This is a genomic window from Blautia hominis, assembly GCA_002270465.1.
GTDB classification, from domain to species: domain Bacteria; phylum Bacillota; class Clostridia; order Lachnospirales; family Lachnospiraceae; genus Blautia; species Blautia hominis.
The window spans coordinates 162001-181424 of sequence record NQOF01000002.1 but is presented as its reverse complement, the minus strand read 5'-3'; the positions used below and the strand labels follow the sequence as shown (position 1 = coordinate 181424).

Here is a 19424-nt window from a genome sequence, read left to right as displayed (position 1 = left end):
CGGTTACAGTGCCGGCCATTTTTAACCAGTTTTAATTTTTATGTATACCGTAAATACTAAAAAGAAAAAGGATGTGGAAAAAATGGCAGCACAAAAAGCAGCAATCTCATTTGGGTTAGTTCATATTCCTGTAGCGCTCCATACAGCGACGCAGGATAGTGATATACACTTTAACCAGCTATGTAAGGAAGATGGATCAAGAGTCAAATACAAGAAGGTTTGTGCCAATTGCGGTAAAGAAGTGGGAACACAGGATATCATAAAAGGTTTCGAGTTTGCCCCGGGGCAATACGTGACAATGACGGATGCCGATTTTGAGAAAGCCAAGACCGAAAAAGACCGCACAGTGCAGATTATACATTTTGCCGATTTGAGCAGCATCCCCCCGGTATTCTATGACAAGACTTATCATGCAGTGCCGGAACTGGGTGGTGACAAGGCCTATGAATTACTTAGGCGGGCAATGTATGAGGAGAAAAAGGTGGCAGTTGCAAAAGCAGTATTAGGACAATCCGAAAAACTTCTCGCGCTGATACCCACCGCGGAAGAAATTCTAATTGAGACTATGTTCTTTGCAGATGAAATTAAGGAAATGCCAAAGGACATTGCTCATCCGGACCTAACTGAGCCGGAAATGAACATGGCAAAAACCTTAGTGAATTCTATGGTACAGAATTTTAACCCCGAGCAGTATCATAATGAATATCAGAAAAGGTTAAGAGAAATTATAGAAGCTAAGATCAATGGTGAGGAGATCACTGCAGCCCCGGAAGAAAGACCATCAAATGTGATCGATCTGATGGAGGCATTGCAAAAATCACTTAATCAGGTAGGTACAAACGGAGACAATACCCCGCCTAAAAAACGCAGGACCAGGAAAGCCACAGCATGATTGATTTTGAGACCAAAAATGTCAAACCAATGCTCATTGGACAAGAGGGGAATGCGTTCGATGATGATGCGTATATTTATGAGCTGAAATGGGACGGCGAAAGATGCATTGCTTATTTGGACCCAAGCGGCAAAACAGAGTTGAGAAATAAACGAAATGAAAAAATGTTACTGAAAGTGCCGGAGTTAAAAGAATTATGGACACAAGCCAGAGAAAAATGCATTCTCGACGGTGAACTGATGATATTAAAAAATGGCAGGCCTGACTTCTTTGAGATCCAACGCCGCAGTCTTACAACGAATACATTTAAAATTGAACTTGCGTCAAAACAGTTTCCCGCTACATTCGTTGCGTTTGATATCTTGTATTATAAAGACAGGGACGTAACGGCACTACCATTATCGGACAGAAAGGTTCTTCTGCAAAAAGCCTTCTCGGAATCCGAACGGTTGGTTTTATCAAGATATGTGGAGGGCAATGGTACAGCCTTTTATCAGATGGCAGAACAGCAGGAGTTAGAAGGGATAGTTGCCAAGCGAAAGGACAGTCTCTATATACAGGATAAACGCACGAAAGACTGGATAAAAATAAAACGGATGCTGGATGATGATTTTATTATCTGTGGATATATCCAAAAACAAAATAATATGATCAGCCTTGTTCTCGGTAAATATAAAGATCACGTTATCGTCTATGAAGGACATGTAACAATGGGGGTAGGAACCGATACGTTAGCGCAATTGCTAAAATTACCATCCGGTTATCCTCCCGCCGGTACGCCGGGCGGTCATGGAAATGAGGAGGCAGTCTGGATACAGCCGAAATTAGTAGGTGTAGTGAAATATATGCCCAGAGTGGGAAGTGACGAAAGACATCAATCGGTCTTTAAAGGGCTGAGATATGATAAACGTCCGGAAGAATGTCTGTGACGAAATCCAAGCCCCGGCTCTGTGCCACCAAAATCTGATCATTGGAGGCAAGTACAGAGCCGGGGCTATATTATGCTGTCCGGTGAGAAAGGTCACGGTTCATTTCTAACTGTTTTTCACAAATTCCGTTCCACATTTCGGGCATCGCACACTCACCTTGCCCTTTCCCTTGGGAATGCGGATCTTTTGTTTGCAGTTTGGGCAGGAGTAAATGTGGTAATCCTTTCTCTGCTGCTGGATATACTTTTTCTGGCCGAAAAAGTGACGCACCTTATTCTCAACAGTGAGATATTTCTGATTCTCAGCATAACGCTTTGTAATATTCCTTGAAAACATCCTGATGTATATAAATACAATCAAAAGGATCTCCCAGGAAGTCAGCAGTATGGAAACATATCCATTCCTGATGAACATATTGATAACAGCGCAGACCAAAAGTACGATCAGCATAAACTGGTTCAGCCTGTCCGTGCCGTAACGTCCTGCCATAAACTTTGCAAATTTTTCTTTCATGATCGTCAAATTCCATCCTTCTCTAATGATTCATATATTCCGCTGACAAACCGGCGGGCATGCTCCAGGTCATCCATATCGGGATGCAGCATAGCCATATCAAAGTTCCGTATCATGGCATCCACCTGCTTATCATTGCCACCATTTCTCATGCGGTTGTATTTTTCCCTGACCTGGATAGGCATCTTCCCCTGGCAGATAAAGGCACCCAGATATTCATTGTCATCCTCTATGAAGACCCGGATATTCTCCTCGATCTTTTTAAAGTATTCCGGGCTTTCTCCCATTCCGCAAGTGCCGAACAATACAATCTTCTTTCCCTGCAGGGATCCCAGGTAATCCAGCACTTCCACGCTGGCACTTCCCCTGTCCGTCCAGAAACCGATAAAATAAATGTCCGCCATATCATAGTCTGTCTGCCCGTCCAGCCGGGCAATGTCCTTATCTGAGCCCGGCACTGCTGCAAATATGGCCTTTGCCAGCTTCTCCGTATTGCCTGTTCTGCTTTTATACAACACCTGCGTCTTCATGTGGTATCATCCTCTCTCATTTTTACGATATATTCATAATAACACGATGAAAGACAAATAGATATTTCCTGTGTCTTAAAAATTATAAATTGTCTATAAATTCCTTTTTCCCCTGCAGATTTTTCCTGAGGATTTTTCTTCCGGTGCAGGTATCCGGGTTTTCACACCACAGACAGCGCCTGCAGTGCAGACATTTTCCGGTATCTCTGCCTTCCATGGCGTCCTTGGCCCAATTGTAGTTCACAATGATCCCCCTGGCAATATCCACCATATCCACATCGGTACGCTCCAGAATGTCCTGTGCCATTTCAGGGTCCGTGATCCCATTTACCGCGAAAACGGGAACCGAAACAGCGCGTTTGATTTGAGCTGCCGCGTAAATACATGTTTCATAGGGAAAATCCACGGGAGCTTTTGGGTCATCCTCACCGGAAAAACCATAGGATACATCAATAAAATCTATGCCTTCCTTTTCCAGTATCTCCGCATGTCTGATGCCATCCTCAAGCCTTGGCTCAAAGCCTCCCAGGCGGATCCCCACCACAAAATCCTCCGGCACCTTCTCTTTTATGGCACGCAGGATTTCCACTGCAAACAGTTCCCTGTGTTCTCCGTATACATCCTGTCTGCGGTTTACCCAGCGGTTAAAAAATTCACACATGAGATATTGGTGGCATCCGTGCAGTTCCACACCGTCATACCCTGCTTTCCAGGCACGGACTGCCGCATCTGTAAACGCCTGCTGGACTTTATGTATCTCCTCTGCAGTCATCTCTTTCCCGATCTTTTTGACACCGTCTTTGTAAAAACTGTAATCACTGGGACAGGCCAGATCTCCATCCAGGCCTGAGACACCTGCATGATGGATCTGGATAAAGATCGGACATCCTTCTTTATGTACCGCGTCCACGATCTCCGACAGTCCCTTTATCTGGCCATCCTCCCAGATACCAAGCTGGTTAGAAACAAGTTTTCCGCTCCTGTCCACACATGTGGCTTCCTGTATGATCAGTCCTGTCTGCCCTTTTGCCACATTTCGGTAATGCTCCACATTTTCCTGTGTTACATAGCCTTCCTCTGTGCCCCAGGCATAACATACCACCGGCGGAAAACAGATTCTGTTTTTTATCTTCACCTTTTTTATCTGTAATGGTTCAAATAGTTTTTTCATAGCCAACCACTCCCGTTCAATCTGAAAATGCAGCAGCCGGAATACACTCCGGCGCTGCACCTTTCGCTACTGATAATCCATATGTGTCATAAATCCTTCATATACCTCGTGGCCTGTTTCCAATGTGCTGCCGTCCACTGTAATCTGGATTGCTTCTGCCTGATAGGTATCCAGAAATGAATTGACAACAGCGCCGATGGTGAGGATCTCGCCTGCGGTCCCCATAGAACGTATACTGTCTTTAAAATTTGAGGACAGATCCAGTTTCAGGACATACTGCCCTTCTTCCTCAGTCTCCTCAAAATTTTGCACGGTTATACTGTCTGTCAGAACGCCTGCCCCCACCAGCTGCCCAATCAGCGCATCCGCAGATACCTGAGGGATTTCCACCTGGTTTACATCCCAGCCTTCCGCATTTTCATCGGGAACATAAATAAACGCCTGCCCTGTCTGTACCGGGACGCTCTCTTCCTGCGATTCCTGCACATCGGCATCGCTCTTCACTGCCTCTTTCTCTCCGTCCTGCGTCCCTGTCTCCTCTTTCGTCTCTGCGTTTTCTTTCTTATCGGTCTGCGGATCTTCCTTTTTTACTTCCTTATCCGGATTTTCTTTCTTTTCCTGTTCTGTGTCCTTTTGCTCCTCTTTTGACTCCGTCTGGGTTTTCGCATCTGTATCCTGGGTATTGCTGCATCCTGCAGTGCCGAATATCATCACGGCGCAAAGCAGGATGGCAATACATGATTTTCTGTGTTTCATAGGCTGCGCTCCTCTCTGCCAAAAGCCTCCGGCAATCCGGACTTGATATGCACATCAAGCTGCGGATATGGAATATCAATGTTTTCCTCATCAAATGTCAGTTTAATTTCCTCATTCAGTCTCCATTTTGCAGGCCAGTAATCTTCCGTTTTCACCCATGCCCTGAGTCCCAGGATCACGCCGTCATCCGCCAGTTCATCCACGAATACCAGCATCTCCTGCTCAGACATTATAGCAGGATCCGCATGAAGCAGTGTTTCCAGGATCCCTTTTGCCTTTTTTAAATCTGACTGGTAGCCAATCATCACTTTGATCTCCAGCTTCCGTTTATCCTGGGATGTCACATTGACAATGCTGGAATTGGTGATATTTCCGTTCGGTATGGTGATCCGTCTGTTGTCCACAGTGGAGAGAGTGGTGTAAAACAGATCGATCTTCACCACAGTTCCCTCCTGGCTGTTGGTATTCTCTATAATATAGTCTCCCACTGTGAAGGGCCGCAGAAGCATGATGATGACTCCGCCTGCCAGGTTTGACAGACCGCCCTGCAGTGCCAGACCAATGGCTACACCACCGGATGCCAGCAATGCTGCAATAGAAGATTCCTTAATCCCAAAACGGACTGCAATACTTACGATCAGCAGGAAGTACAGGGCAGTTTTTACAAAAGAGGTCAAAAACTGGATGACACCGGTATCCGCACCTGCCTTGTTCATGGCTGCCCGTATGATGGCGCATATCTTGACGATCACCTTGCTGGCTATAAAATAGATGACGATCGCCAGGATCACCTTCCACGCAAAGGCTTCCACGGCAGGTATCTGGGCACTGATATGGTTCCAGATTTTTTCTAAATTTATGCTGCTTGCCAATATTCCTGTCATTTAGTTCATCCTTATTTTTTCTTGGTTGTCTTTCTCGTTGTTTTCTTTTTGGAGGTTGTCCGGACGGTCTGTGTACCGGCCTTTCCTGTCTCCGCTGTTTTTGTCTCTTCTGCTTTCGCTGCTGCCGCAGAAACCTTCTCTGCCTTTTCCACTGCAGGACTTACAGACTGCTTGTCTTCTTCCGCCTGCACAGCTTCCGGTTTTGCCTCAGTCTTCTCAGCCTCCGGTTTTGCAGCTGTCTCTTTCGCAGCTGGCGTTGCTTCCGTAATCTCCGCCTCTGCTGTTGCAGCTATCGTTTTCGCTTCTGGTTTTGCCTCTATCTTCCCAGCTTCCGGTTTAGCGGCTATCTTTTTTGCCTCTGGCTTTGCTTCTATCTTCTCAGCTTCCGGTTTAGCGGCTATCTTCTCAGCTTCCGGCTTTGCGGCTATCTTTTTCGCATCCGGCTTTGCGGCTATCTTCTCAGATTCCGGCTTTGCAGCTATCTTTTTCGCATCCGGCTTTGCCTCTATCTTCTCAGATTCCGGCTTTGCAGCTATCTTTTTCGCATCCGGCTTTGCGGCTATCTTCTCAGCTTCCGGTTTAGCGGCTATCTTTTTTGCATCCGGTTTTGCCTCTATTTTCTCAGATTCCGGTTTTGCGGCTATCTTTTTCGCATCCGGTTTTGCCTCTATCTTCTCGGCATCCGGCTTTGCGGCTATCTTTTTCGCATCCGGTTTTGCCTCTATTTTCTCAGATTCCGGTTTAGCGGCTATCTTTTTTGCATCCGGTTCTTCCTGTATTTTCTCAGCTTTCGGCTTTGCGGACAGCTTTTTTGCATCCGGATCTGCTGTAGCTTTCGATTTGGCTGAATTTTTAGCTTTTGTCCCTGATGCTGTTTTCCCGGTCTCCGCCTTTGCAACAATTTGGGTGTCTGCCGTCTCTGCCTCAGCTTTCCCGGAGCCTGCCTTTTCTGCAGTTTTCCCTGCCGCAGCTATTTGCAACGCCTGCTGCTCCAGCTCTTTTTTCCGCTCCTCTTCAATTTTCTTTTCCAGCTCTACACGGACTTTTGATACTCCGGACTTTCCCTTGATCTCGGCATTCTTTGCTGTCGTCTTAGCTTTCCTCTTTGCAGGTGCTTTCACAGACGCCGTATCTTTCACAGCTTTCCCGGAAGATGCCTTAGCGGTTGTCTTTCTCTCCTCTTTTGTAAAGGAGAAGATCTGTACAGAAAACGGCGCAACATCTATCACGATGGAATTCTTTCTTTCATCGCATTCTGCCCGTTTGGAGGATTTCACCCTGGCATTTCTCACGCCGGTTCCGCCAAATTCCACGGCATCACTGTTAAAGATTTCTTTGTATTTACCGGGATACGGAACTCCCATCTGGTATTTTTCATATGCCAGAGACGAGAAGTTGCACACGATCACCAGCTGCTCCTCTTTCTTTTTCGTTTTCCTGATAAATGTCAGCATGTTTTTCTCGGATTCCATGTGGTTGATCCACTCAAACCCTTCCGTGTCATAATCCAGTTCAAACAGAGCCGGATGGCCTTTGTAGAAATTCCAGAGCGCTTTCACATAGTTTTTAAACTGCTGGTGTTGGGACTGTTCCAGAAGATCCCAGTCAAGGCTTCTCTCCTCAGACCACTCTCTCTCCTGGGCAAATTCCTGTCCCATGAACAACAGCTTCTTGCCGGGATGTACTGCCATAAAGCCATATGCTGCACGCAAATTTGCGAACTTCTCCGCCTTGTCCCCCGGCATCTTCATAAGTAAAGAGCCTTTTAAATGTACCACCTCATCATGGGACAGACTTAAAAGGAACTTTTCACTGTACGCATAAACCATGCTGAATGTCAGTTCATCGTGAGCACCTCCGCGAAACAGCGGATCTTTTTTCATATAGTCAATAAAGTCATTCATCCAGCCCATATTCCACTTCATATCAAAGCCCAGGCCCTCGTCCTCAATACTGCCGGTAATCTTCGGCCAGGCAGTAGACTCCTCCGCGATCAGAAGCGCGTCCGGATGTCTTTTCTTAAAAATGGAATTGAGATGCTTCAGAAATTCGATTGCCTCCAGATTCTCGTTGCCTCCATAGATGTTTGGAACCCACTCCCCGTCATTCTTTCCGTAGTCCAGATAAAGCATGGAAGCAACCGCATCCATACGGATGCCATCTGCATGAAACTTCTCTACCCAGAAAAGTGCATTGGAAATAAGGAAGTTTCTCACCTGCGGTCTTCCGTAATTGTAGATCAATGTTCCCCAATGAGGATGCATCCCCTGCCTTGGGTCCAGATGCTCATACAGACAGGTACCGTCAAAATTTGGAAGCCCCGGTGTATCCTTCGGGAAATGCGCAGGCACCCAGTCGAGGATCACACCAATCCCCTGCCGGTGCAGATAATCCATAAAATACATGAAGTCCTCACAGGTTCCGTATCTGCTGGTAGGCGCATAATACCCGGTCACCTGATATCCCCAGGAAGCATCATAGGGATGCTCCATAACCGGCATAAGCTCTACGTGTGTGTACCCCATATCTTTTAAATATTCTGCAAGCTTCGGAGCAATATCCCGGTAATTACAGAACAGTTTACCCTCTTCCTCCGGTTTTATCCAGGAGCCTAAATGCATCTCATAGACCAGCATGGGCTTTTTCTCGTCATTGATATGTTTTCTGTCCTTCATCCACTGGTCATCCTGCCACTGGTAATGGTTCAGATCCGCCACGATAGAAGCTGTTTTCGGGCGCAGCTCCGCCTGGTTTCCGTAGGGGTCTGCTTTTAAGTAAACAAGGGAGCCCTTTGCCTTGAGCTCATATTTGTACAGGGCGCCCGGTTTGATCCCGGGTATAAATAATTCAAAAATCCCGGATACAGCCAGACGGTTCATCTGATGGATCCTGCCGTCCCAATGGTTAAAATCACCAACCACGGAAACACGAAGGGCATTGGGTGCCCAGACTGCAAAATACACACCGGATACCCCATTTATGGTCATGGTATGCGCGCCCAGTTTCTCATAAATTTCATAACAGATACCTGCGCAGAACTGCTGTTCCTCATCCAGGCTGATTTTCGTTTCAAAGGCATAGGGGTCATAGAACTGCTTTTTATTTCCTTCCCCGTCCTGCATTTCCACTTTATATTTCGGTATTTTATTTCCCGGAATCAGAACAGCGAAAAAACCAGCTTCATCTTCCATCACCATATCATACGTTTGTTTCTCTTTTGTAAGCAGGATTTTCGCCTGCACAGCACCGGGTAAAAAACACTGAATCAGGATGCCGTCCTTTGTCACACGTGGCCCCAGAATGCGGCGCGGTTCACTTTCCTCGGAATATACAATAGCCTCTATTTCAGGCCAATCCATCAATTCATATAATTTGTCAGACATAAAACACCCTCCTTTTGTTACATTTTATCATTAAAGCGTTAAAAAGTAAACCTTGGATGAAAACGGGTCCGTCTGTACAATTTTGCTGCCGGCTGCGGGCAGCTGTTCATACACCCTTATCTTTGGTCACGCAGCATAACATCATGCGCGCCGCCTTCCACAATGCTTGTAGAGGATACCAGCGTTATTTTAGCCTTTTCCTGCAGTTCCGGAATCGTAAGCGCGCCGCAGTTGCACATGGTGGAACGCACCTTGCTCAGCGTCAGGCTCACATTATCCTTTAAACTTCCCGCATAAGGCACCAGGGAGTCCACGCCTTCCTCAAAAGAAAGCTTTTTCTCTCCTCCTATATCATACCGCTGCCAGTTCCTGGCTCTGGCGCTGCCCTCACCCCAGTATTCCTTCATATAACTTCCGTTGATATTGACTTTTTTCGTAGGGCTCTCATCAAATCTGGCAAAATATCTTCCAAGCATGATAAAGTCAGCGCCCATGGCCAATGCCAGGGTAATGTGATAATCGTGCACAATGCCTCCGTCAGAACAGATAGGAATATAAATCCCCGTCTCCTCAAAATATTCATCTCTGGCCTTTGCCACCTCGATCACTGCAGTTGCCTGGCCTCTTCCGATGCCTTTCTGCTCCCGGGTAATACAGATCGCGCCGCCGCCGATCCCCACTTTTACAAAATCAGCACCTGCATCGGCAAGAAAACGGAAGCCTTCCGCATCCACCACATTTCCGGCTCCTACCTTTACATCATTCCCATAGTTTTTTCTGATATAGTCAATGGTGATCTTCTGCCACTCCGAAAAGCCTTCAGAGCTGTCAATACAGAGCACATCCGCACCTGCATTTATCAGAGCCGGAACACGGGTTTCATAATCCCTGGTGTTGATCCCTGCCCCTACCATATAGCGTTTGTGACTGTCTATCAGCTCATTTTCATTCTTTTTATGAGTATCATAATCCTTTCTGAAGACCAGGTACACCAGTTCCCGGTTCTTGTTCACCAGAGGCAGACAATTTATTTTGTGTTCCCAGATAATGTCATTTGCTTCCTTCAGAGTCGTCTCCTCCTCTGCGTATACAAGGTCGTCCAGTTTTGTCATGAATTCTTTTACTTTTAGATCAAGGTCCATGCGGCTTACCCGGTAATCCTTGTTGGTGACAATACCAAGCAGTTTCCCGCCGGGTCCGCCGTCCTCTGTCACCGCAATGGTGGAATGGCCTGTCTGCTCTGTCAGACGAAGAACATCCTGAAGGGTCATTTCAGGAGACACATTGGAATCGCTCACCACAAATCCGGCACGGTACCGTTTCACTTTTTTCACCATCTCCGCCTGTTTTTCCACCGGCTGGGAACCATAGATAAAGGAAAGCCCGCCTTCCTGCGCAAGGGCCACCGCCAGATTATCATCTGAAACAGACTGCATCACTGCAGAAACCATAGGAATGTTAATAGACAGCGCCGGGTCCTCCCCTTTTCTGAATTTGACCAAAGGGGTTTTCAGATTCACCTGGGACGGTACGCAATGCGTGGATGAATAACCCGGGATCAAAAGGTACTCGCTAAATGTTCTGGACGGCTCCTCATAATAAAATGCCATGTCAATTCTCCTTTTCGTATTCAATACGTTTCTGGTTTTGTTTGATACTAGCACAGGCAGTTCTTCTTTGTCAATGAAAACACCTGTGTTTCAGCCATGCCATCTCAATGCTTTGGTTACGGTTTGCTCTGTGTCCCACAGCCTGCTCTGTCCCCCTTTGCTTTACTGTTCCATGATCCAATGGAGCAGCGGTTCCAGGTTATTTTTATCCGCCACGTCAAAAGAATTTTTCAGACAGGCTGCCATCATTTTTTCCTGTTCGGTTTTATCCTTCTTCTTTTCCATCATCTTTGAGAAAAGCTTCATCATCATCCGGAGTTTCCAATCCATTTTTTCATAATTTAGTCCGCTCTGCAGATAAAAACAGGGAATTGCCTTTTGCTCCTCCTCTGTTAAGTTTTGAGCAAACGCCTTTTCAACCTCCGGGGAGTCCTCCGGGGTGGCACCTGTGGCAAAAACCGCCATCCTCTTCCCCTGCAACCGGGGAATCCTATTTTTCAGCCATGCGATCCCCTGGATCTGCCCTCCGTAAAAACCTCCGCCATATAGGATCACGTCATACTTTTCAATATCTATTTCTTCCGCTTCCTTTGCTTTCACACAGGTGCAGGGTATCCTTTCCCCAATCCAGCCCGCATATCGCTCTGTAAATCCTGTCTTTGAACTGTAAACCACTAATATATTCATTTTTTATCCTCTACTTTCCATAAACTTTTATAAATTGTCTCAAATGTTTCTCAAATTCAGGTCCCGCTTCCTTAAGACCCTCGCAGGTGTGCAGCAGTAAAAAAACCGGCCCGTAAAATTCCAGTGCAAGTATCCGCGGATCCCTTCTTTCCAGCACCCCTGCATCCATAAGGCTCAAAAACAGACTGCTTTGAAACTCCAGCATATACTCCCTGTAGAATTGGATATAGATCCCCTTTGCCCTGGGGTTTTCGTATTGACTTAAGATCAGAAGCCGCCTAAACCTCACATTCTCCTCATCCTCAAAGAAAAAAGCAAACACGGACAATACCTTCTCCACAAGCCTGTCCATATCCCGCTCCTCAAACATCTCTGTGTTATCGCCCTTGGCAAAGGGCAGTTCCTTATCTCGGAAATACGCCTTGGCATTCTCCCACTGGACATCCACGATACGGTCAAAAATATCCTGCTTGTTTTTGAAATGGTTATAAAGAGAGCTCTCTTTGATCCCCACAGCCCTGGCTATATCCCTGACAGAAACCGCATGAAACCCCCGCTCTGAAAACAGATAAAAGGCCTCCTTTAAAATCTTGTCTTTTGTTGTCATCTCTCCTGCCTCCTCGCAAACTAACGATTGTTAGTTTTTATTATACTAACAATCGTTAGTATAGTCAATACCGGATCTCTGCTCCGGAAGACAATTTTAAAGGAGATGCTGCCCGAAAAGTGCTGCTGTATAAGAAGGATGGCCTGCGTAAACCGTGAGCAGACAGCAGTACATGAAAGTATAAATACAAATTTTATGGTACCATTCATGAATTTGTATATTTTTATGTTTTTTTCAAAATATTTATTGTTTATTTCCGCTTAACATTATATAATTAGGGGACAGGTATATGTGCAAAAATACCCAAACGCACATGCGGAAGTGTACTGTAATACAGTAGAGAGCACATTCACTCTCTATTGTCATGAATGATTAAATCTAAAGGAGGTATCTGAATGCTTGACAAGAGCTACTACCAGAAGACGGACGAAATCATTAGCCATTATGGCCGCAAGCCAAGTGCACTGATTCCCATCATGCAGGACATTCAGGCAGAATACCGTTATCTGCCAGGCGAACTGTTGACCTACGTGGCAAAAGAAATTGGGGTGAAAGAAGCCAAAGCTTACAGTGTTGCCACATTTTACGAAAACTTTTCCTTTGAACCCAAAGGAAAGTACATCATCAAAGTCTGTGACGGAACTGCCTGTCATGTCCGCAAATCCATGCCCATTCTGGAAGCCCTTCAAAAAGAGCTGGGCCTGAGCAAGAAGAAACACACTACAGACGATATGCTTTTTACTGTGGAGACTGTTTCCTGCCTGGGTGCCTGCGGGCTGGCTCCTACACTCACCGTGAACAATGAAGTACACCCGACTATGACGCCGGAAAAAGCATTGGAATTACTCACAGAATTGAGAGGTGATAGCGTATGATGATCGAAAACAGAGAGGCTCTGAAAAAAGAGCAGGAGGCCGCCCAGAAACAGATTGATTCTTTTGAATGCCGTATCTTAATCTGCGCCGGAACCGGCTGTGTCGCTACCGGCTCACAGAAAATCTATGAAAAAATGCAGGAGCTCTGCAAAGACATGCCCGGTGTTTCCGTAGAATTTGAAGGCCATGTCCCCCACATCGGAGTGGTGAAGACCGGCTGCCAGGGTATCTGTGAATTAGGCCCCCTGATGAGGATTGAACCCCTGCATTATCAATATGTAAAAGTACAGATGGATGACTGCGAAGAAATCTTCAAACGTACTGTCCTGAACAAGGAACCTGTGGAACGCCTGTTCTACAAAAAAGGGGAAGAATCCTTCCCTACACCGGACGATATCCCCTTCATTGCCAAACAGACCAGGATCACACTGGAAAACTGCGGGCGCTTTGACGCGGAATCCCTGGATGAGTACATAGCTTCCGGCGGCTACAGCGCCCTGTCAAAAGCCCTTTTTGACATGTCTCCGAGAGATGTCATTGACGAAGTGGACAAATCCGGTCTGCGGGGAAGAGGCGGCGGCGGATTCCCTACCGGAAAGAAATGGAAACAGGTGGCTGCCCACACAGACGTAAAGGAACACTATGTTGTCTGTAACGGCGACGAGGGTGACCCGGGCGCGTTCATGGATGGAAGCGTTATGGAAGGTGACCCCTACCGTCTCATCGAAGGAATGACCATTGCCGCCTACGCAGTCAGTGCACAGGACGGTTATATCTATGTGCGTGCAGAATATCCGCTCTCTGTAGAAAGGCTCACACACGCCATGGCACAGGCCGAGGAAAAGGGCCTGCTGGGAGACAATATCCTCGGAACGGATTTCTGTTTCCATATGCATATCAACCGGGGCGCCGGTGCCTTTGTCTGCGGCGAGGGTTCCGCTCTGACCGCTTCCATTGAGGGCGACAGAGGTATGCCCCGTGTAAAACCCCCCAGAACGGTTGACCAGGGTCTTTGGGCCAAACCTACTGTTCTGAACAATGTGGAAACATTCGCCAATGTTCCCGGTATTGTCATGAAAGGAGCTGACTGGTTCCGCACCATAGGAACAGAAGGAAGCCCCGGAACAAAGACATTCTCCATCACCGGTTCCATTGAGAACACAGGCCTGATCGAAGTTCCCATGGGAACCTCACTGCGTGAGATGATCTATGATATCGGCGGCGGCATCAAAGGCGGCGGAGAATTTAAAGCCGTACAGATTGGCGGTCCCTCCGGCGGATGTCTTACGGCTGAGCACCTGGATGTGGGTCTGGACTTTGACAGTGTTAAAAAATACGATGCCATCATGGGTTCCGGCGGACTTGTTGTTATGGACGAGAACACCTGTATGGTTGAGGTTGCCCGGTTCTTCATGAGCTTTACCCAGAGGGAATCCTGCGGAAAATGTGTTCCCTGCCGTGAAGGGACCAAACGTATGCTGGAGATCCTGGAACGTATCGTAGACGGAAAAGGAGTCATCGAGGATCTGGATACCCTGGAAGAGCTGGCAGCCATGGTCAAGAATATGGCTCTGTGCGGACTCGGAAAGAGTGCCCCGCTTCCTGTCATCAGCACCTTAAAAACCTTCCGCAATGAGTACGAGGAGCACATTCTGGAACACAAATGTGCTGCCAAATGCTGTACTGCCATGCGCCGCTTCCTTATCAATCCGGAGTTCTGTAAAGGCTGCGGAAAATGTGCGAAGAACTGTCCGGTGGGAGCGATCACCGGCGTGCGCAAGCAAGCTTATCATATTGACAACGAATTGTGTATCAAGTGCGGTGCCTGCAAAGACAACTGTGCCTTTGATGCCATTTACGTGGAAGCATAGGAGGGTTTTAATATGGGATATATGACGATTGACGGTAGAAAAGTAGAATTTACCGATGAAAAAAATGTGCTTTCCGTCATCCGGAAAGCTGGAATCAATCTTCCGACACTCTGCTATCACTCTGAGGTTTCCACCTTCGGCGCCTGCCGGCTCTGTACTGTGGAGGATGACAGGGGACGTACCTTTGCCTCCTGCTCAGAGGTTCCCAGAGATGGAATGGTCATCTACACCAATTCCGGAAGGATCAAGAAATACAGAAAACTGATCGTGGAGCTTCTGCTCTCCGCCCACTGCCGTGACTGTACCACCTGTGTAAAGAGCGGCGAATGCGTACTGCAGGATCTGGCCCACAGAATGAATATCACGGATGTGCGTTTCCAGAACACAAGGGAAATCCGTCCACTGGATACCAGCTCTCCCTCTATTGTCAGGGACCCCAACAAATGTATTCTCTGCGGCGACTGTGTGCGTGCCTGTTCCGAGATCCAGGGGCTGGGCGTTCTGGGATTCGCTTTCCGCGGAACCGACGCCATGGCAATGCCGGCATTCAATAAGACCCTGGCTGAGACTGACTGTGTAAGCTGCGGCCAGTGCCGTATCTACTGTCCTACCGGAGCCATCAGCATCAAGACCCACATGGATGAAGTGTGGGAAGCCATTGCTGATCCGGATACAAGGGTTGTAGCCCAAGTAGCTCCGGCCGTACGTGTTGCAGTAGGGGATGCCTTTGGCCTTGACAAAGGAAACAGTGTCATGGGCAAGCTGGTAGCTGTCCTGCACCGTATGGGATTTGATGAAGTTTATGATACTGCGTTCAGCGCGGATTTGACAATTATGGAAGAGTCCAAGGAATTTCTGGAGCGTCTGGGTGACAGCTCAAAACTTCCGCTGTTCACCTCCTGCTGTCCCGCATGGGTGAAATTCCTCTGCGACCAGTATCCGGAGTATAAGAACAACCTCTCCACCTGCCGTTCTCCTCAGGAAATGTTCTCTGCAGTCATCAAAGAATATTACAGAGGTTATGAAAAGAACCAGGGCAAAAAGACAGTGGTTGTTTCCATTATGCCGTGTACAGCTAAGAAGATGGAAGCCATTCGTCCAAACAGTTTTACCCACGGAGAGCAGAACACAGATATTGTTATCACTACCACAGAATTAATCCGAATGATCAAAAACTCCGGTATTGAGTTCCCGACTCTGATTCCGGAAGCTTGTGACATGCCGTTCGGTTTTGGTTCCGGTGCCGGTGTTATCTTTGGCGTAACGGGTGGTGTGACAGAAGCTATGCTCCGCCGTTTTGCAGACAAGCATGACAAGGCAACCATGGATACCGTTGCGGAAACAGGCGCCCGGGGAGAAGAGGGTATCAAGGAATTCTCCGTCACTTACAAAGGCATTCCGCTGAATGTCTGTGTAGCCAGTGGTCTGGCAAACGCCCAGACTGTCATGGAGAGGATCAAGAGCGGCGAAGCCCACTACCACATTGTGGAGATCATGGCCTGCCGCCGCGGCTGTATCATGGGAGGCGGTCAGCCGCCGAGAGCCGGAGACCGCACAAAAGCAGCCAGAAAAGACGGCCTCTACAAAGCGGACAATGTTACCAGTATCCGTAAGGCTGACGAAAATCCGCTGATCATGTCACTATATGATACTCTGTTAAAGGGCAAAGAGCATGAACTGCTGCATAATGACAGTTACTAAAGTGGATCTGTAAAAAACAGTATATAAAAATAGTGCAGCGGGATTTTAGTACCCCCGCTGCAGCAAAAGAACTTTCTGCCTGGCCGTCTTACGGCAGGACAGAAAGTTCTTTTTTTTGCATAAATATTTATTTTTAGGGCCTTTCCACCACGATAAGGGGAACCATCATCTCCTGTTCTGTCATACCAGCATGATTAGAACGGAACATAGGAAGATTTTCGGAATAGGCAAACCCCTTATCGGAAATCCCCACAGCCAGATAATCACCGGACAGCTCCCGGAATTTTTTATGAGGCACTCCATCTCCAAAAATCTGTTTTTCCAACATTTCTTCAGCTGAAAACAAAAGGAAGTCTTTTCCAAAATTCCGGTTAAATCTTTCCTCAAATTCATGCAGAAATTCTTTTTTAACATAGAATGCCGATGCTCTGGCTTCCACTGATATGGGAAATCTCAACATTTCCATCATTTCCGGATAATCTGTCAAAATATAATGGGAAAGATCAATATGACCATGGTCGGCTGTGACCATCAATAACGTGTCATTCAATTGCTCAGACATCATGGCGATCTTCTCTTCCAGATACTGCAGCTGTTCTGTCACCTTTTCACTATGGCATCCTGTGTCATGCATGGTACTGTCCGGTTCTTCCCAGTAGGCATAAATATATTTTTCACCTGCCTGTCCGCAAAGTCTGACAACTTCATCGCACATCTCATCCAAGGTTTCTATTTTATGAGTGCCAAAGTGGGACACGCTATATCCATGTCCAATCCCTGCCCGGTTTATCTTCTCATAAACATTTGTGTAAGGAATATAACGACTGGCAACATGGTAATCTTCTGCCGGAATTCTTTTATACTGGTCCTGATTCGTAAAGGCATTTACAATCTTATGGATTTCACTGAAGTACAGACTCCATCCCAGCCACCCATGTTCCACTGGTGTCAGCCCGCTTTCCATGGTAGTGGTAGCCGCCGTTGTAGTGGGCGGAAAAACAGATGAGATATGACATCTATCATGCGCTTTAAAGAATCCATCTTGTTTCAGATGAAACTCCAGTGCATCGCAGCCCATCCCATCCAACAGAACCACTACAATATTCTTATACCCTTTTTTCATCCATTCGTCCACACAGGGTAAAGTCTTATGGCTGTAGCGAGCACCAAAACGTTTTAAAACAGAACAGGACAAATTCACCAGGCCATTACTGTAATCTGCATACATCTCTCGTCCTCCTGCTTCTGCTTTTTCATATTTCTTTCCCATTGGAGCATTTTTCCCTATCTATTCCTCAACGGTTCCAGATCCATTACAAATTCTATCTCATGCATCAGAGGAATTCCGTTTGCCCCTATAAGAGGAATCTCCGGTTTCAGCTTTCTTGAAAGGTTCAGGGCATTGTGATACAGATGGGCCATATCAAACCCGCAGCGCTGGTAAAACCGTATGGCCTGGATATTGTCATTTGTTGTGATCACCACAAGCCTTCTGCATTTTTTCCTTCTTGCAGTCTCTTTTATCTTCTCAATTAAGGTCCTTCCGATGCCTCTGCCCTCCTGGCGGCTGTCCAGGGATACGATTTCACAGATGCCGTCCCTGATCAAATACGTCAGAAGTCCCACAATATTTCCCTTTTCCCAGACAACAATGCCCTCTGTCCCGGTCATATCCACAACACTGCCGCGTATGACCATCTCCGCTGCATGCCATTGGCTTTCTATAAATTCATTGACGCATTCCCGGTTTGTCTCATCAATCGCAACAAACTCCATAAAGATACCCTCCCGCCCGGTACAGTGATCTGTCCCTGTATCCGTTACTCATCGCCGGAATATTTCCAGGCTCCGCTGCAAAATACCGTTCATATGCGCAATGGCTATGCCGTAATTTGTCATGGGCACTCCCTGTGAGACAGCCTGATTTCTGCGCCACTGCATTTCACGCTCATTGAGCATACAGCCTCCACAGTGCACCACCAGCCGGTACGGTGTCAAATCTTCCGGAAATCCGGTTCCGGAGGTAAAGACAAACTCCGGCTTCTTTCCGGTATGCGTTTCAATCCAGCGGGGCATCTTCACAGTGCCGATATCATTGCACTGCCGGTGATGGGTACAGCCTTCACTGATCAGCACTTTATCTTGGTCCTTCAGATCATCAAGCGTATACGCGCCTTTCAGTGCACCGTCCAAAATCCCTTTGTACCGCGCAAATAAAATAGAGAAAGAAGTGAGCGGTATAGCCGCCGGAACTGCTCTGCTCACTTTGCCGAACACCTGACTGTCCGTAATCACAAGCCGCGGTTTCTCCCCAAGACGCCCCAGCACATCCTCCACCCTGTCATCCTGTACGGCAAGAGGCACTGCTCCGGTATCCAAAAGTTCCCTGATGACCTGCTGCTGCGGCAAGATCAGTCTGCCCTTCGGCGCTGCTTTATCAATGGGGATCACCAGGAGCACAAAATCCCCCGGTGATACCAAATCCTTTACAAGGGGATGCTCCTGCCCTTCTCCTGCAAGGCTTCCCAGTTTCTCCTTCAGTTCAAAGATATGGATGCCTTTCTGGGCACTCACATAGATTTCATGGTCTGTCTCCGGTATTTTTTCCTCCGACAGTAAATCCATCTTGTTATAGACCAGCAGATAAGGCAGCCCTCTCTTCTCAAAGAGTTCTATTAACTGCCGTTCCATGGAGGTCAGTTCTTTCCCTGCCTCTGCAACCAGGACTGCAACATCGGTTTTGTGGAGCACCTGCTCTGCTTTCTTTACTCTGAGGATGCCAAGGCCTTCCTGGTCATCATCCATCCCCGGCGTATCAATCAGTAAAACAGGGCCTATTGGCAGAAGCTCCATAGCTTTTTGCACCGGATCGGTAGTTGTCCCTTTAACATCAGATACCACTGCCATATCCTGTCCGGTAACCGCATTGAGCAGGCTGGACTTTCCGGTGTTACGGCGTCCGAAAAAGCTGATATGTACCCGGTTTGCGGAGGGTGCTGCATTCAGACTCATGTG

Annotated in this window: 17 protein-coding genes; 5 read left to right on the top strand and 12 right to left on the bottom strand. The window is 47.2% G+C overall.

Annotation, left to right across the window (positions count from 1 at the left end):
• The first annotated feature begins 82 nt into the window (after positions 1-82).
• Together ku and CI595_RS06850 are read left to right on the top strand one after the other, a co-directional pair.
• Positions 83-892: a non-homologous end joining protein Ku gene (ku, locus tag CI595_RS06855; RefSeq protein ID WP_095172551.1), complete on the top strand. Its 810-nt coding sequence runs from the start codon at positions 83-85 to the stop codon at positions 890-892.
• On the top strand, positions 889-1821 hold the full coding sequence (locus CI595_RS06850; protein WP_095172550.1) for an ATP-dependent DNA ligase: 933 nt from the start codon (positions 889-891) through the stop codon (positions 1819-1821). The genes ku and CI595_RS06850 overlap by 4 nt, the downstream gene beginning before the upstream one ends.
• A gap of 105 nt (positions 1822-1926) precedes the next feature.
• Here CI595_RS06850 and CI595_RS06845 read toward each other — a convergent pair whose 3' ends face one another.
• The 9 genes from CI595_RS06845 to CI595_RS06805 all read right to left on the bottom strand — a co-directional run bounded on the left by CI595_RS06845 (position 1927) and on the right by CI595_RS06805 (position 11962).
• Positions 1927-2334 (bottom strand): zinc ribbon domain-containing protein, encoded by a 408-nt coding sequence (locus tag CI595_RS06845; RefSeq protein WP_187144013.1) that lies wholly within the window; start codon positions 2332-2334, stop codon positions 1927-1929.
• A gap of 5 nt (positions 2335-2339) precedes the next feature.
• Positions 2340-2864, bottom strand: a complete 525-nt coding sequence (bilS, locus tag CI595_RS06840; protein WP_095172548.1) for a flavodoxin family protein BilS — start codon at positions 2862-2864, stop codon at positions 2340-2342.
• A gap of 82 nt (positions 2865-2946) precedes the next feature.
• Positions 2947-4035 (bottom strand): oxidoreductase, encoded by a 1089-nt coding sequence (locus CI595_RS06835; protein WP_095172547.1) that lies wholly within the window; start codon positions 4033-4035, stop codon positions 2947-2949.
• Positions 4036-4101: 66 nt separating this feature from the next.
• Entirely contained in the window at positions 4102-4791 is a 690-nt protein-coding gene (locus tag CI595_RS06830; RefSeq protein ID WP_095172546.1) for a GerMN domain-containing protein, read from the bottom strand.
• A complete protein-coding gene (locus CI595_RS06825; RefSeq protein WP_095172545.1) occupies positions 4788-5675 on the bottom strand; it encodes a mechanosensitive ion channel family protein in 888 nt (295 codons plus the stop codon). The genes CI595_RS06830 and CI595_RS06825 overlap by 4 nt, the downstream gene beginning before the upstream one ends.
• 11 nt (positions 5676-5686) lie before the next feature.
• Entirely contained in the window at positions 5687-9058 is a 3372-nt protein-coding gene (gene glgB, locus CI595_RS06820; protein WP_243135119.1) for a 1,4-alpha-glucan branching protein GlgB, read from the bottom strand.
• A gap of 116 nt (positions 9059-9174) precedes the next feature.
• Entirely contained in the window at positions 9175-10668 is a 1494-nt protein-coding gene (locus CI595_RS06815) for an IMP dehydrogenase (RefSeq protein ID WP_095172544.1), read from the bottom strand.
• Positions 10669-10830: 162 nt separating this feature from the next.
• On the bottom strand, positions 10831-11355 hold the full coding sequence (locus CI595_RS06810; protein ID WP_095172543.1) for a flavodoxin domain-containing protein: 525 nt from the start codon (positions 11353-11355) through the stop codon (positions 10831-10833).
• 10 nt (positions 11356-11365) lie between these two features.
• The gene (locus CI595_RS06805; RefSeq protein ID WP_095172542.1) at positions 11366-11962 is read right to left on the bottom strand and encodes a TetR/AcrR family transcriptional regulator; all 597 of its coding nucleotides are present in this window, start codon (positions 11960-11962) and stop codon (positions 11366-11368) included.
• A 395-nt stretch (positions 11963-12357) separates the two neighbouring features.
• Here CI595_RS06805 and CI595_RS06800 point away from each other — a divergent pair, with 395 nt between their 5' ends.
• From CI595_RS06800 to CI595_RS06790, 3 genes are read left to right on the top strand one after another with little or no spacing between them, the layout of a single operon-like run.
• Positions 12358-12837, top strand: a complete 480-nt coding sequence (locus CI595_RS06800; protein ID WP_033143487.1) for an NADH-quinone oxidoreductase subunit NuoE family protein — start codon at positions 12358-12360, stop codon at positions 12835-12837.
• Entirely contained in the window at positions 12834-14708 is a 1875-nt protein-coding gene (locus tag CI595_RS06795) for an NADH-ubiquinone oxidoreductase-F iron-sulfur binding region domain-containing protein (protein WP_095172541.1), read from the top strand. Before CI595_RS06800 ends, CI595_RS06795 begins: the two co-directional genes overlap by 4 nt.
• Before the next feature lie 12 nt (positions 14709-14720).
• Positions 14721-16409: a [FeFe] hydrogenase, group A gene (locus CI595_RS06790; RefSeq protein WP_095172540.1), complete on the top strand. Its 1689-nt coding sequence runs from the start codon at positions 14721-14723 to the stop codon at positions 16407-16409.
• Positions 16410-16542: 133 nt separating this feature from the next.
• Here the strand turns inward: CI595_RS06790 and CI595_RS06785 are convergent, their stop codons facing one another.
• Genes CI595_RS06785 through hydF form a run of 3 tightly spaced genes read right to left on the bottom strand, consistent with a single transcriptional unit; the run spans position 16543 to position 19421 of the window.
• Positions 16543-17679 (bottom strand): alkaline phosphatase family protein, encoded by a 1137-nt coding sequence (locus CI595_RS06785; RefSeq protein ID WP_243135118.1) that lies wholly within the window; start codon positions 17677-17679, stop codon positions 16543-16545.
• A 14-nt stretch (positions 17680-17693) separates the two neighbouring features.
• Complete coding sequence (locus CI595_RS06780; protein WP_095172539.1) at positions 17694-18185, bottom strand: GNAT family N-acetyltransferase; 492 nt, start codon at positions 18183-18185, stop codon at positions 17694-17696.
• A gap of 48 nt (positions 18186-18233) precedes the next feature.
• The gene (gene hydF, locus CI595_RS06775) at positions 18234-19421 is read right to left on the bottom strand and encodes a [FeFe] hydrogenase H-cluster maturation GTPase HydF (RefSeq protein ID WP_095172538.1); all 1188 of its coding nucleotides are present in this window, start codon (positions 19419-19421) and stop codon (positions 18234-18236) included.
• Positions 19422-19424: the final 3 nt, after the last annotated feature.

Bases quoted from the DNA above. Each gene is read 5' to 3' on its own strand.
- CI595_RS06815 (WP_095172544.1), bottom strand. From the start codon at position 10,668: ATGGCATTTTATTATGAGGAGCCGTCCAGAACATTTAGCGAGTACCTT.
- glgB (WP_243135119.1), bottom strand. From the start codon at position 9,058: ATGTCTGACAAATTATATGAATTGATGGATTGGCCTGAAATAGAGGCT.
- CI595_RS06830 (WP_095172546.1), bottom strand. From the start codon at position 4,791: ATGAAACACAGAAAATCATGTATTGCCATCCTGCTTTGCGCCGTGATG.
- ku (WP_095172551.1), top strand. From the start codon at position 83: ATGGCAGCACAAAAAGCAGCAATCTCATTTGGGTTAGTTCATATTCCT.
- CI595_RS06800 (WP_033143487.1), top strand. From the start codon at position 12,358: ATGCTTGACAAGAGCTACTACCAGAAGACGGACGAAATCATTAGCCAT.
- CI595_RS06845 (WP_187144013.1), bottom strand. From the start codon at position 2,334: ATGAAAGAAAAATTTGCAAAGTTTATGGCAGGACGTTACGGCACGGAC.
- CI595_RS06825 (WP_095172545.1), bottom strand. From the start codon at position 5,675: ATGACAGGAATATTGGCAAGCAGCATAAATTTAGAAAAAATCTGGAAC.
- hydF (WP_095172538.1), bottom strand. From the start codon at position 19,421: ATGAGTCTGAATGCAGCACCCTCCGCAAACCGGGTACATATCAGCTTT.
- CI595_RS06805 (WP_095172542.1), bottom strand. From the start codon at position 11,962: ATGACAACAAAAGACAAGATTTTAAAGGAGGCCTTTTATCTGTTTTCA.
- bilS (WP_095172548.1), bottom strand. From the start codon at position 2,864: ATGAAGACGCAGGTGTTGTATAAAAGCAGAACAGGCAATACGGAGAAG.
- CI595_RS06850 (WP_095172550.1), top strand. From the start codon at position 889: ATGATTGATTTTGAGACCAAAAATGTCAAACCAATGCTCATTGGACAA.
- CI595_RS06795 (WP_095172541.1), top strand. From the start codon at position 12,834: ATGATGATCGAAAACAGAGAGGCTCTGAAAAAAGAGCAGGAGGCCGCC.
- CI595_RS06835 (WP_095172547.1), bottom strand. From the start codon at position 4,035: ATGAAAAAACTATTTGAACCATTACAGATAAAAAAGGTGAAGATAAAA.
- CI595_RS06785 (WP_243135118.1), bottom strand. From the start codon at position 17,679: ATGGGAAAGAAATATGAAAAAGCAGAAGCAGGAGGACGAGAGATGTAT.
- CI595_RS06790 (WP_095172540.1), top strand. From the start codon at position 14,721: ATGGGATATATGACGATTGACGGTAGAAAAGTAGAATTTACCGATGAA.
- CI595_RS06810 (WP_095172543.1), bottom strand. From the start codon at position 11,355: ATGAATATATTAGTGGTTTACAGTTCAAAGACAGGATTTACAGAGCGA.
- CI595_RS06780 (WP_095172539.1), bottom strand. From the start codon at position 18,185: ATGGAGTTTGTTGCGATTGATGAGACAAACCGGGAATGCGTCAATGAA.